Below are 15562 nucleotides of genomic sequence, written 5' to 3'. Positions count from 1 at the left end.
TTTAATAAATACTACTCCATTTCTATAGCTAAAATCCTATCGGCTCGACTCATTTTTTTATCGCCGATAATTCCTTGGCCATATACGCTTTTATCTTCCTTCATAGAAACTATAGATTCACCCAAATTTGAGTTATTAATAGCGTCATAATTATAATAAGTCGACAGCGACATAAAAGAACCATATTGCTCATATCGTTGTAATAGCTTATCAAGTGCAATATTTTCGACTTTGTTTGGAACAATTATATTTAAATGTTGATGTTGCTTTGCATGTAAACCGAAAACCTGCCTAAAAATTAACTTTGTATTGTATCTCTTGTCTGTAAACACCAGATCATTATTATTTCGATTAACTAATATTTCATCCAAGTCATCGATTAAGAATATAGCCTCATCAATTTTAAGGTCAACTGAGTGATTATCAATAACGATAACTCTGCTATCTTTCCACATGTCCGCACTAATAACGTAAGTATCATTACCTTCTTCACCATGAAAAATAATTTTCTTAATATCACTGCTTTCATATACAGATAAAATATTATCATCATCATCGCCTGACTTAATCAGAACTGACTTTCCCTCGTTTGTTTTTTCATAGTTAGTCAAATTATTTATAGAGTGAATAACTACATCATCATCTACAGTTTTTAAAATTAAATTATCCCCACATCGATTTGCATCTTTATAAATAAATTCCGAATATAAACGATGCGATGAATTGATTAACTCCGGAGATATCAAAATACCTTCGCTAGTAAATGCTTGTTTGATAGTTGAAGTTCTTAATTTTTCTTGCATGTATAATTTCCCACTATCCATATCAAATAAATATATAGATTCCTTTTTTTCGTCACAACCTAAAAATTTCAATTTTTGATTTGAAGAAAATCTAATTGAAACAAATAAATTTCCATTCATATACCAAGTAAATATTTTCTGGTTATTTTCTTTATTTGTTAGCCCTAAAATGGAAATAACGCTGTTATCACCAATGCGATTTGTTAATTCAGCAAACCAATTCTTGTGTGTTTTTAGCCATAGTTTATTTACTGCTATCAAGTTTGGTTTCCCGTTAGGTAATATGTGATAAATAGCACCTTCTTGGGTTGTTGCTATACAACGGCCATCCCTATTAACTACATTAATGATATTTTTAAGCTCAGCAGCGTGTGCAATTGTATTATTTTTATCTGATTCATTTAGCAAGGCATCTTCTTGCCAATAAAGAATATGGCTCTCCGTGTTATAAAAATAAAACACTTCTATTCCTTTAGAATTATATTCACCGCCAATATAAATCAAATAGTTAGACATAGTTTTATAATTACTTACATCTAAGTTTAGACCTATATGTCCTACCTCAGATGAACCACTCTCCTTTATATTAGCATTAATTATAACCCCATCCTTGTTCCTTAACCAAAAGCGTATATTTTTTTCCCCTGGAATTTCACCAGAAAACATAATTATATCAGCTAGTTTAATTTCTTTATTAGTTAATACTTGACTATTAAAACTATAGTTATTATCTATATTAGAATAATAAAAAGGCGATAGCTTTTCCTTAATACTTTCAACCAACTTATTTTTATTATTTATATCTAAATCAGATGGTATAAAACCAATCGTAGATATACTCAGCAAATAGAGGCTATTATTATTACATTGATAAACGCTCTCAACTTTAAATTTATCTTTAATTGTAGTGCAACTTATATAAACCTGATTATCGACCTGCCACACTTTAATATTTTTAGTGCGGCCATCAAAACTCGTCCCAAAGGAATACATCGCTAAAGTTTTATTTGTATTGATATCTACAATAGCAACAACTAATTTATCAGGTAATTTAAGATAAGCTTTGCCGTCAATCACGGCTTCTAATAATGTTAGACTTCCTTTAGCATAACCAGACTTAAGATAAATCATCCTTTTATTTTTAACATCGTAAAAGGCTCGCCCTACTTCTACTCCATTAAATTTATAATTTTCAACAATAATGTATTTTTCATGTAATTCATTTTTTTTAGCTAATTCATCCAAATACTCATCAATTGATCCCTGACTATTACCCCATTGGTTAGCATCCTCTTGGATAATGTCAGATCTCATATTAGTAAAATCAACCAATCTTATTTCATTATTTTTCCCAACTATCGTTACTGACCCATATTCAGAGCTTGAATCAATATGAATAGTTATTCCTCCGATAATTAATTGATCATTTAAAATATGAGTAACATCACTATTTAGTAATGTCGCATTGATAACCAGATTAGATTTTTTATTTTTAACAAACTTATTTTTCAGTGTTAACTCTACTCCTTCATTGAGGATTATCTCATAATCCTCGCCAACACTTTCAATAGTATAATTTAATAACCCATACCATTCTTTAGGAATTCTAGGAATGGCTATCTTTCTTTTATGAGCATCTAATAAAACATCAATATTTGTTTTGATATACTCTTGTTTTAATTTTGATATAATATATTCAGATGGAAAAACATAATAATCAAAATCAAATTTTTTGCTTTTTTCCATACGCCTAAGTACATTAAAACCAGAATCTCCCCGAGTCGTTGCTCCTGGTAACATACTATGATTATAGTTAATATAAGACTTAGGTGTCCCAGGTAAAATAATAATTTCAGCTTTATCATAGTCGACACTGTGAATACTTTCCATGTATTCCATTATTTCACGAACATTTAGTGCATCTTTGCGATCATGGTTTATTACATTTGCATATGATGCCCAGAAAAAGTAATTCCGATAACCACCACCTGCCTCATGTTTTCCAGAACGATATATATACTGGCTCCCAAAAACCATTTGGTTATTTTGAAAATCAATTTTTTCTATTACCGCGCCTTGCTTTGCAACTAAAAGAGAGCCATTTTCGATAAAATCAAATCCATTCCCTTGATAAGCTTTATCCAAAAGATAAAAATAGTGACCAACTTCTTGAGCATCTTCAGCAATAATCCCAAAATTTTTAGCTAGCGCAGTAAAACCTATAGTCAAGCCCCCAAGTATAACAGCTCCACTGCTACAAAACGCCGCTATACCTGTAGCCCCAATAGCACCAGTATATATAGACGTAATACCCAGAGCTAATGCCGTGGAGTCGAATCCCAGCTGAGTTCCAAAAATCGCCTTTTGCGATGCCGTCTCAGATTGTGTTAGTTCATAAATATCTAACCCAACTAAGGCGCCATTAAAAACAAGCCCAACGCCTTCATTTGCTGTATGAGCAACTGTATTAGCAAAACTATGCGTATTATTTTTAAATATATCAGCACCGTCTTGCCATAATGATTTAACCACATTGGTCACTTTGGCCATATCATTCGCAATACCATGTGCCATCATCGTATAATTAGTGTAGCTATGAATTTTTAAAGCAATGCTTAAATTAGACTCAGCTCCTTGCAAAGAGGCACGATTTTTATTACTAGCCCATTGAATTAATGTTTGAATAGCAATTCCCGAATTTAAGCCATCAGCAGATTCAACATCTACGGGATATTTCCCTGCTGACAAATTCCGCTTAAAAAATATATCGTTATTTTTCACTTCAGCGAGTTGTTGGTTAAAATAATGAGAGAACTCCATAAATGTATGATCTGATGTCTCAACCCAACGAGGCTCTATAGTTTGATCTTGGTGAATAAATTGTATGCGATAATTGTTATCATCTAGCCTTACAATATTAAAAAAATTAATTAACCATTTATTATCCAATCGATATTCTTGAGTAATTTTTCTGATTGCAGCATCAATTCTTTCTCCCCACTGCTTTGCATCAAGTATTTGTAATGATACTTTTAATTGTAAATCATGATTAATAATATTTTCATTTTCAATAAATAAGTCTACCTTTACTCGTTGCTCACTTACTACACTTAACTCATTTTTATTATGTAAGTCACCAACCACTAAACCATAACCAATAGGAACATCTGCCATTCTTTTGATATCAATAGTCACTAATTCAAATTTAGGTTCTGTTTCACTTCCCATTGCATTATAAAATTCAGCCATTTTTTTTATTAACAAATATTTTTTCAAACTTGAAAATAACTTAGCTTCGTCATTAAATTCAAATATTCCAAAGTTTGGATCATAAAAATAATATTTAACCTCCTCTTCCTTCACAATCTTACCTAGTAGCATGGCATGACTCATTGTATTGAGGGAATACATTACTGTTGAGTTATATTTAGAGAACATATATTGAATTTCTTTTAAATTTAATACTCCATTTGATGAAGATGCTTGGTTTGCGGGTACATTTGAATGTAATGCAATTAAGCTTTTCTTTAACAATACTGAATCGAGTTCTTTGGGAGAAGATGTTGCATAAAATAGTTTATCAATCAGATTATCTGCCCCTTTTTTATCTTCTCTTGCTAAGGCGACTGCCATAGCTCTAACTAATGGATAACATCGACCTCCATTATTATCCTTTACAGATAATAAATAAAAATCCTGAGGAATAAGACGTGCATTTATACTACCAAATTTAATGAAAAAATCTTTTATTTCCTTACTTTTATTAAGAACATAAGCACTGTATTCGCTTTCAAATTTAATCTCAATATAATGACTTAAAGCCCCTTTTTGCTCAATTGTTAACTCTCCATTTAAATATATTTTTTTTAACTCTAATGACGATAATTTTTCCGTAGAAAAATTAAAATTGATACTCTCATAGTTATTATAGCCACTAAAAAATAAGCTATTATTTAATGTACTGTCATTTCTAACAACCAATTTAAATCTTTTTTCTATAGGTATGTCTAATTTATTTTTCCCTCCGAGTTTGACTGAATTATCGTATTCATGGTCTACAACTGAATCTATACCTTTCTTTTCTTTTATTTTTAGCCAAATCCAATTTCTCTCAACATTAAGAATTTCAGATAATGATTTATTATATTTCATCTTTAAATAATCATGGCTAAATTCAATGTTAGATAATTCATTTTTTAATGTGTTATATTCCAATGAATATTTTTCATTTTCACTATTTAACTCAACAATTTCACCCCTTAATTTATCTAGTTTAATTAATTGTTCATCAAGCTCAGATTGAATTGACTCTCTTATTTTTTTAATTAATTCATTCCATGGCCTTGCTATTTCAGCATATGATGAAAAATCATTATTTTGATATTTAATTTCATTTAAAATATTGGTACTAACTCCACATTCCTTTGCTATCCTCATTAATTCATGGTATTTTTCATCACGTAGCAACATAAATTGTTGAATATTACCTTGTGAATCTTGAGCTAAAGGAAACTGAACCATAAGTGAAGCTTTATCATCTCTTCGTGTGATGATTGGAACGCCATCAATAATTTTATATTCCTGTTTTTGTAATACTAATTGCCAAGAGCCATTTTCATATTGCATATATGCCATTCCAAGCCCTTCATCAGAATATTGGCACTGATAATCTTTGTAATTTACTGCCATCACAACGTTGTCATAAAGAATAGAGCTATTAACTCGACCATCATGATAAACTCGATATGTTGTTTCATCTAGATCAGTTACAATAATGGAACAACCTGAGAGAGTTCCTGTAAATAAAAATTTCGCCTTTGATGGGTGTTTTGGTATATCAATATAAGCTGGAGATATATTGGATTGATTAGCACCATTATATCCTAATAAATAAGATTCAATTTGCATAGAAGGGTCTTTCACTGAACTATTCAGTACAGGCTCTATCTCATAGGAATCATGATCAACTTTCACAAACTGAATATCTACTTTTGGAGGCTGATTTCCTGATTTAGTGATACTATCAGTACTAATTGAGTTATTAACCAAAAATTCAATGGGATTTAATTTGAATAATTTAATTTTTGAATCTGCGTCTCTATTTCTGATTCTTACTCCACTGATAACTCCGGATTTTAGATTCTTATCTAAAATTGCTTGTTGTATAAAAGTATTATTTATTGAATACCATTTATTAATTTTTTCTTTTAAGAAGTAATTATATTGAATTTCTATTGATAGGACATTATCTGTTACCTTATGCATATAAACCCCTTTAAATACAAATAAAAATATGCATTATATTATTTAGAACCTAAACGAAACCAATATAAAAATTTAAATATGTTGAATCCATTAAATAAAAAACAACATTTACTATACCTATAATATTTTTTTATTGTATTAAAACCAAAAAATATACTATTATTTAAACCTTAGATTAAAACTATTATTACAAGGAAAGGTAATGAATAGAAAAGTGCAAAATGTACTAAATATTTCGACTGCAGTTCAAAATTATCTGAGTACATCCAGAAGTACTTTTATTTCCCCTTGAGAAGCGGTGCTTCATGCCGTTACTAAATTTAAAATAGATCCTCCTTATAGCCAAGGTAGCCAATTAGAAATAGGAGAAAATAGCAAGCTATTAAGCCAAATCATCTCATTTGAGAGTCATCAATTTCAATGTAAAACAATTTTATTTACTCTCAAAATATAAAAATTAATTTATCATTAGGTGGCGATAGCCATTTTATAATAGGCTAAACAGGAAAAATACCGATAGAAAATAAAACAACCAGTTGTTTTATTTTCTATAACTAATTAAAATGTTGCCAGTCATTCGACTGGCATTTTTTTCTCGCTAATATATAGTCATTTCAGAACTAAACATATTGTTTATATTACTTAACAATTCCGTTTTTTTAAATCCACTAGCTAGCATGGTATCTTTATCAGCCCCAATTAGCGACATAGAACCAACTAAAGTAGATGCTGTCACATTCTCATCATCATAATAAGCAGATAAGGGCATAAAAGGCCCATAATCTTGATACCGCATGATGAGTTTTTCAATTTCAATATTTTCCACTTTACTTGGTAAGGCTATACTTAGGTGTTGATATTGTTTTGCACGGGAACCAAACACTTCTCGCAAAATTAATTTGGTCTGGTATTTCATATCAGTAAAAACAAGATCATCTCTATTTCGATTAATAACCACTTCATCAAAATCAGTGAGTAACCATATAAGGTTATCGACCTTAAGGTCAGTAGCATTATTGTCAATTATTATTACTTCATTTTCTTTCCACATCGACTCACTAACAATATAGGTATCATGACCATCTTTACCATTAAAAATAATTTTTTTTACTTTATTATTGTCATCTACCGTCAAAAAGTCATCATTGTTACTTCCCGATTTAATCAACACAGCACTTTTTTTATCTATGCAGTTACCTATCGCAGAATCATTAATAGCATGAACAATCACATTATCGCCTTCTGTTTTTAAAATTAAATTCCCCCCGCTTATTTCAGCATTTTTAATTTTAAAATCAGGATATAAATCATTAGGTTTATTAATTAACTCAGGGGAATTTAAAACACCATCATGTGAAAATGCTTGATTAACAATTGAAGCATCTATTTTTTTGTGTAGATATAGCTTCCCATTACCCTTATCAAAAATAAATATTGATTCAGTTGATTTGTCATAACCTAAAAAAACAATTTCTTTAGTCGAATAAAATTCTGTGGAAATAAAAAGACCTTCATCTGCGTACCAAGCATAAAGACTGTGACCATTTTTCTTATCAGTTAAGCCTAAAATTGAAATTATTGAATTATTACCAAAACGAGAAGTTAATTTATTAAACCAGTTATTGTATTTTTTTAACCACTGTTCATTAACAGCAATAATCGTTGGGTTCCCATTAGATGATATACGATAAACGCCCCCCTCATCAGTTATTGCAATGCAACGCCCTTCCCAGTTAATCATATTAATAACATCTTCGATCTCGACTCGTTCTGCTATCGGACCATTTTCATCCATTATGTTAGATAGTAGTCCTTTTTGCCAATATATCAAATGGCTATTCGAATTATAAAAATAAAACACCTCCTCACCTTCATTATTGTATTGGCTACCAACATAAATTAAATCTTCATATACACCTCTATGACCACTATTATTATTATTCATTTCTGGACTTTCGACATTAACCATTTCATATGTAATGCTTTCTTTTATATTTGCTCTAATTAATTTACAATCTTTTTCTCTCAACCAAAACCGTATTTTCTTTCCATTTTTCATCTTCCCATAAATCATAATAGTATCGGCTAACTTTACATTATCACTTTCTAACTTACCGCCATAGGACTCATAACTAAGCATCATTTTTTTGGGAGAAACTTGTATTATCCCACTCTCTACATACTTATCTTTTTCTCTATTACTTCCATTGAAATAAAAAAAATCAGGGATAAAGTCATCTGTTGAGTAACTTATTAGATAGAGTGTATTATTAATATATTGATATACACTCTTAGTTTCATTACCGTTCTCTTTTGAGATACAGCTCATATAAATACCATTATTTACTTTCCATACCTTAACATTTTTTTTAACCTCCTTTAATCCATCATCAAAACGGTACATAATCAATGTTTTATTTAAATTAATATCAATAATAAAAACAACCGACTCATTAGGTATGATTATATATGCCAGACCATCTTCGACTACCGATAATACAGCTATTTTTCCTGATGCATAACCTGATTCGATATAAAAAATATTATCCTTTTCAACATCATAAAATGCACGTCCGATATCAACTCCATTATGTTGATAATTTTCTATCGTAATATATTTTTCATATAATTTATTTTCCCTCGCGAGTTGGCTTAAATGAGCCTTAACTGAGCCTTGATTTTTCATCCACTGGCTTGCATCTTCTGAAATGATATCAAGCCTCCGGTTCTTCAAATCCAAAGAACAAATTTCATTATTTTTCCTAATGATAACTAGCGAATTAATAGGGTAACTGGGCGAAAAATTAACAACTGCATCACCAATTTTTATCTTACCTGAATAGAAACTAATTGAATCATTGGATAATAAACTAGAGTTAATAATCCAATTCGAGTTATTATCATTACCATCCTGATTCGATAGTGTAATTTCCGCACCATCATTGAGTATGATATTATATATTCCCCCACCTCCTTGCATCTCATAATTCAATAATCCATACCATTCCTTCGGTAATTCTGGTATAGCAACATATCTTTCAGCTCTATCTAATATAATATCTATATTGGTTTTAACATACTCTTGCTGTATTTTCGATATAATATATTCAGATGGAAAGGTGTAATAATCAAAATCAAATTTCTGACTTTTTTCCAATCGTCTCAAAATATCAAACCCACGATCATTCCGGCTAGTCGCACCGGGTAACATATTATGCTCATAATTAATATAAGATTTCGGTGTACTAGGTAAAATAATAACTTTTGCCTTATTGAAGTCTATCTCATGTTTTTTTCCTGTGTACCCCATTTCTTCACGAATATTCAAGGATTTTTCACGTTCATGGTTTATCACATTTGCATATGATGGCCAAAAAAAATAATTTCTATAGCCCCCACCTGCTTCATGCTCACCTGAACGGTATATATACTGACTACCAAAGACCACTTGACTATTTTTAAAATCAACCTGCTCTACTACTCCTCCTTGCCTAGCGACTAAAAGCTTACTTTCAGTGATATAATCAAACCCATTTCCTTGATAAGCTTTATCTAACAGATAAAAATATCTCCCCACCTCTTGAGCGTCTTCTGCAATCACCGCAAAATTGACAGCAAGTGCATTAAAACCTATCGCTAAGCCCCCTACTATCACGCCACCAGCACTACAAAAGGCAGCAATACCAGTTGCACCAACTGCTCCTGCCGATATTGATGTAAGGCCAAGTGTCAGCGATGCAGAATCAAACGCCAATTGTGTTCCAAAAATCGCTTGTTGCATTTCTGTATCTGACTGCGTTAATTCATAAATATCCAGCCCAACTAATACACCATTAAACATAATTCCTATCCCGTTATTTTCACTACGGGCAATACTCAATGTGAAAGTATCCATACTATTCTTATATGCAATTTCCTCATTTCGCCATAATGACTTAACAATATTGGCTATTTTAAACATATCATTTGCATTGCCATCTACTATCATCGCGTAATTGACATAACAGTGTATTTTTAATGCAACCCCTAAATTATCTTCAACACCTAGCACGGTATTTCTTTTTTTATTATCCGCCCATTGAATTAATGCTTGAACTGCAATTCCCATATTTAGGCCTTCTATGGAGTACTCCTCATCGATCCTCTCTTTCCCATACTTTGGCAGACTATGGTAGTTTTTCAGTTCATCTATTTGTTGATTAAAATAGTTAGAAAATTCTAAAAATGTATTATCTGAGGTCTCTATCCAGCGAGATTCAACTTCTTTTTCTTGGTGTATAAATTGTATTAGATAATTATCTTTCGAGGTATTTCTAATGTTAGAAAAATTTATTAACCATTTATTATCAAGCTGATATTTAGCACCAATCAGCTTCATAGCCTTGTCAATTCTTTCTCCCCACTGCTTAGCATCAATAAGTTGCAATGAGGCTTGTAGCTGTAAATCATCAGTAACTCTATTTTCATGCTCCGCGAATAAACTTACTTTTTCTCGTCGCTCACTGATAGTACTTAACTGTTCTGGATTATGTAAATCATCAACAACTAAACCTGCACCAATAGGAACATTAGCCATTTTTTCTATATCTATAGTAATTAATTCAAATTTAGGTTCTTTTTCATTTCCCATCGCATTATAAATATTATCCAGCTTATTTTTTAACATATATTCTTTAAGTGCATGAAATAGCTTTACCTCATCACTAAATTCAAAAATACCAAAATTAGGATCATAAAAATAATATACTGTTTTTTCTTCACTTATCGTTTTACCTAGTAACATTGCATGGTTTATTGTATTCAGCGAACACATTAAAGTTTCACCAGACTCAGAAAATATTTGTTGAATTTCTATTAAATTTAACACACCATTTGAAGAAGATGCTTGGCTAGCAAATATATTGGAATGTAAAGCAATTAGCCCCAATTTTAATTGTTTAGAACTAGCATCGTTAGGTGATGACATCGCATAAAATAACTTATCTATTAGATGATCTGAGTCAATTCTTCCTTTTTTAGCCAATGCGACAGCCATCGCTCTAACCAATGGATAACAACGACCACCACTATTATCTTTTACAGATAATAAATAAAAATCTTGAGGAATTAAACGTATATTTTCGCTACCTGAATGATAAAAAAAATTCTTAATATCATCACTTTTTTTCAAAATAATTGCAATAATCTCTTTTTCAAATTCAATTTCTATATAATGGCTTAATGCACCTTTTTGCTCCATTAACAAATTATTATTTATATATATTTTTTTTAGTTCTAATGATGATAATCCTTCTAGAGAATAAGGGATGATTACTTTATTATAATTGTTATAACCCTGAAAAAAAAAAGCTATTGTTACGGTTAGAATCCTCCATAAGTAAATTTCTAAAACGCTGTTCTATTGTAGTTATTTTGTCCACATCTTTACCTGCTCCAATAGACTTATCATATCTATTTTCTATAATTGAATTTATGCCTTCACTATTTTTTATTTTCAACCAGAGGTCATTACTTTCAATGATTAGTGAATCAGACAATAGTTTATTAAATTTTAATTTTAAATAGTCACTTCCCTTTTCAATATCAGCTATACTTTTCTTTATTTTATCATACTCGTCTCTTCTTCTAGGTAAATTAGGCTTCATTCCACTCAATTGTTCTTTAAAATTATCAATCTTTATACGTTTTTCACGTAGTTTAACATCAACCACCTTCCTTATATTTCTAATAAATTTAATCCAAGACTTTATCACAGCAGCATCTGATGATAAATCACCACTTTGTTCTTTAATTTTAGACATTGCATCGGTATTAATACCAAGAAACTCTGCTGCTTCAATTAATTTTTGATGTTTTATATCTCTTTCTAGTTTAAATTTTCTAATATTTTCTTTCTGGTTTTTAATTAATGGATTTTGTACTAATAATGGTATTTTATCTTCTCGCAAGCTAATTATTGGTACTCCTCCAATTATTTTATATTCCTGTTTCTGTAATATTAATTTCCAGGCGCCATTTTCATATTGCATATAGACCATTCCAAGCGTCTCATCAGTATTTTTTATACTGTAATCTTTGTAATCTACAGCCATCACTACATTATCATAAAGAATCGAACTATTAATTCTACCATCATGATAGACTCGGTAGGTTGTTTCATTTAGTTCAGTAACGATCACAGAACTGCCTGAAAGTGTATGTGTAAATAAAAATTTTGCCTTAGATGGGTGCTTGGGTATATCAATAAAGGCGGGCGATTTATTTTTCTGATCATTGCCGTTATATCCTAATAAATATGACTCAATCATCATTGATGGCTCTTTTTCCGCCGTATTAATCACAATCTCTAGTTCATAGGAATAACTACCAACTTTAACGAATTGAACATCACCTTTAGATGTCTGAACATCAGTTCTAATAAAACTATCAACACTAATTGCATTTTCCATCATAAATATTGAAGGGTGTGACTTAAATGATTTAATATCTGCACTTGCTACTCTGTTTTTTACTCTTACCCCACTAACCGTTCCTAATTTTAATTTTGCATCATTAATTGCTTGTTCAATAAATTGACTTTTATCCATATCTTTTAATTTCAGCATATAAATTCCTTTTAATTACAAATAAAAATAGTTAAATCCTCATAAAATACAATCTAGCAATAAATCATGAACCCTTAAAATTTAAAATAATTATTTTTTATAACTCCTATAATATTTTTTAATATGCTAATTAAAAATAAAATAGATTATATTATGTCATATCTATAGGGTTGTTATTACAAGGAAATGTAATGAATAAAAAAATGCAATTTATCATTCTAACAAGTTCTTTTTTATCTATTTTCACTATCTCCTCTCTTTCTCAAGCTGATGTATCTAAAGCAAAAGTTATTAATATTGAAGCCCCTCTAAAAAACAATATTTCATTTAATACTTTTGAAAGTTTATCTTCTAATGAGTATGGTCTCATTTTTAACAATGATATTAGTGATAATGATCAGCTTGCAAACAAAGCTGCAAAACTGATATTGGCTGAAGTAACAGGAACAGAAGAAAGTAAAATTAAAGGTGTCCTCGGTATTAAAGGACAGGCAGCGAATCTTATTATCGCTAATCCCAATGGGATCTCTTGGGCTGATGGCTCCATAAGTAATATTAATAGCTTATCTTTAATTGCAGGTAAGTTAGAAAAACAATATGTTAAAAATAAAGAAACGAAGCAGCTTGAAGCAAAAGCACTAGATGAATACAGCCAATTAAAATTCTCAGTTAGCCCCGCAAGCCAAATCAACATCAGCCAACAGCATGCCAGCCCGTTGCAGCTTTCTAAACTGAATGTGTACGCCGATCGAATAAAACTGCAAAATGCACTAAATATTACAGCTGCAGTTCAAAATTACCTGAGTACATCCGGAAGTGCTTCAATTTCCCCACGAGAAGCGGTGCTTCACTCAGGTACTAAATTTAAAACAGATACCCCTTATAGCCAAGGCAGCCAATTAGAGCTGGGAGAAAATACCAAGTTATTAGGCCGAATTATCTCATTTGAGAGTCATCAATATCAATGTAAAGACAGTTTTCTTTGTCCTCAAAATACAATTGATATCAAAGGATTGATACAAACAATGAATTTTTCATTACGTGGTGACAGTGATTTTGTAATGCACAGTACAGGTAAAATACAGATAGGGAAAAATCAGCAAGTGCTTGTCGCACAGTAATGAAAAACGGGCTCATTAAAAATGAGCCCGTTAGGTCGTTGAGAAAGTGAGATAAAAATGCGTTTATCTCACTTTATACTTTTAGCTAAAATCAATTTAGTGATTTTTCTTGTTTGCTTTATAGCCAAAAGAACCAAGCAAATAGAGAGATAACAATAATACATGCTACGTTCAGAACTGCACCGACTCGTACCATTTCAATTTGCCTGATATAACCAGAACCGAATACAATCGCATTTGGCGGAGTCGCAACAGGTAACATAAACGCACAAGAGGCACCAATACCAATAATCATCGTTAACACAATAACTGGCATACCTAATGCTTCTGCTACAGTAGCAAAAATAGGCACTAACAGGGCAGCACTTGCCGTGTTACTAGTGAATTCAGTCAGGATAATAATAAAGGTTGTTACCGCTAAGATAATCACAAACCAATGACTTGTCCCAAATGTCATCTGCATCCAGTCAGCCATAATTTTACTTGCGCCTGAAGAACTTAAAATTGCACTGAGAGTCAATCCCCCACCGAACAGCATCAATACACCCCACTCGGTATTTTTTTGGATTTGTGACCAACTAGCAACCCCTGTTATACCAATCAAAATTGCAGCAATCATAGCAATAATGGTGTCGAGATCCTTCACACCACCAAGTGCTTCACTAATAAACGTACTGGTGATCCAGCAAACTACCGCAAACAGGAAAATCCCCATTGCTGTAATACGTTTGCCATTCCATTTAACGTGCTCTAATTCAATTTCAAAACGGTGCTTCAAATTCGGACGTAACATCATGTACATCAACACAAACATCATAGGCAGTAACACGACCATGATAGGAATACCGTATTTCATCCACGATAAGAAATCTAAACCTAACGCAGCAGCGGCAATCGCGTTTGGTGGGCTACCCACAATAGTTCCTAGACCACCAATACTGGCACTATAAGCAACACCTAATAAAACAAACACAAACGTATTACGTTCATGACGAACATCGAGGTTAGATAAAATACCTAATACAAGGGGTAACATCATTGCAGCAGTTGCTGTGTTACTAATCCACATTGATAGCAGCGCGGTAACACCAAACAACAGTAATACTGCGACTGATAAACGACCACGTGCAGCCATTAATAAGCGGTTAGCAATTAGACGGTCTAAGCCCTGAATATGCAAAGCCGTCGCTAAAGCAAAACCACCGAAGAATAGGAAAATAATTGGGTTTGCGAATGATTTAAGCGCTTCCCCAGTATTCATTAATCCAAGCCCAACCGCTAGGATAGGGATACAAAGTGCAGTAATAGTGACATGGATAGCTTCAGTTAGCCAAAGCACACCGATAAAAACCATCATTGCAAGGCCTGCATTTGCCTTGTCATCAAAAGGTAAATATTTTAAAAGTAAGATCAGAAGAACAATATCAACCGCTAAAATGATCCAACCCCGTTTATTGGATGGGGTCGGGCTGACCGCTGGTTGTAGGGATTCGGAAGCGTCCATGTAAACTCCATTAGCTCGGAAGCAAATTATTTTCGAGTATTATTGTTAATGTTTTTTTGCAAGAGCTGGAATATAAAGTTAATTGTATGAAATTAAAATGTGGAGGAAGTAAAAGTGCGATCTACACCGTATAATTTAATCGTTTTCCATATAAACTCCGAAAAACCTACCTATCCATTCGTAAAAAACGAAGAATTAAATACTAAAATAGTCACTATAAATTAGCATATTATTTCTAAAAATACGCATATCAATCATCTATCT

General features: G+C 31.7%; 5 protein-coding genes. 1 reads left to right on the top strand and 4 read right to left on the bottom strand.

What is annotated here, in order from left to right; genetic code table 11:
• Nucleotides 1-11: 11 nt before the first annotated feature.
• The 3 genes from PSF09_RS10890 to PSF09_RS10880 all read right to left on the bottom strand — a co-directional run bounded on the left by PSF09_RS10890 (nt 12) and on the right by PSF09_RS10880 (nt 12673).
• The gene (locus PSF09_RS10890) at nt 12-6068 is read right to left on the bottom strand and encodes a TcdA/TcdB pore-forming domain-containing protein (RefSeq protein WP_272683889.1); all 6057 of its coding nucleotides are present in this window, start codon (nt 6066-6068) and stop codon (nt 12-14) included.
• A gap of 598 nt (nt 6069-6666) precedes the next feature.
• The gene (locus tag PSF09_RS10885) at nt 6667-11307 is read right to left on the bottom strand and encodes a TcdA/TcdB pore-forming domain-containing protein (protein WP_272683888.1); all 4641 of its coding nucleotides are present in this window, start codon (nt 11305-11307) and stop codon (nt 6667-6669) included.
• A gap of 88 nt (nt 11308-11395) precedes the next feature.
• On the bottom strand, nt 11396-12673 hold the full coding sequence (locus PSF09_RS10880) for a hypothetical protein (protein WP_272683887.1): 1278 nt from the start codon (nt 12671-12673) through the stop codon (nt 11396-11398).
• A gap of 191 nt (nt 12674-12864) precedes the next feature.
• On the opposite strand from PSF09_RS10880, the gene PSF09_RS10875 reads away from it, so the two are divergent.
• On the top strand, nt 12865-13794 hold the full coding sequence (locus tag PSF09_RS10875) for a two-partner secretion domain-containing protein (protein ID WP_272683886.1): 930 nt from the start codon (nt 12865-12867) through the stop codon (nt 13792-13794).
• 118 nt (nt 13795-13912) lie between these two features.
• Here the strand turns inward: PSF09_RS10875 and PSF09_RS10870 are convergent, their stop codons facing one another.
• Nucleotides 13913-15298 (bottom strand): DASS family sodium-coupled anion symporter, encoded by a 1386-nt coding sequence (locus tag PSF09_RS10870; RefSeq protein WP_004913667.1) that lies wholly within the window; start codon nt 15296-15298, stop codon nt 13913-13915.
• Nucleotides 15299-15562 lie beyond the last annotated feature (264 nt).

Source organism: Providencia sp. PROV141 (assembly GCF_028481645.1).
Taxonomy (GTDB): Bacteria; Pseudomonadota; Gammaproteobacteria; order Enterobacterales; family Enterobacteriaceae; genus Providencia; species Providencia rettgeri.
Note: the sequence above shows the minus strand (reverse complement) of the source record. Positions and strands in the feature narration are given on the sequence as shown.

Coding starts and splice junctions, on each gene's coding strand:
- PSF09_RS10890 (WP_272683889.1), bottom strand. CDS start 6,068: ATGCATAAGGTAACAGATAATGTCCTATCAATAGAAATTCAATATAAT.
- PSF09_RS10870 (WP_004913667.1), bottom strand. CDS start 15,298: ATGGACGCTTCCGAATCCCTACAACCAGCGGTCAGCCCGACCCCATCC.
- PSF09_RS10880 (WP_272683887.1), bottom strand. CDS start 12,673: ATGCTGAAATTAAAAGATATGGATAAAAGTCAATTTATTGAACAAGCA.
- PSF09_RS10885 (WP_272683888.1), bottom strand. CDS start 11,307: ATGGAGCAAAAAGGTGCATTAAGCCATTATATAGAAATTGAATTTGAA.
- PSF09_RS10875 (WP_272683886.1), top strand. CDS start 12,865: ATGAATAAAAAAATGCAATTTATCATTCTAACAAGTTCTTTTTTATCT.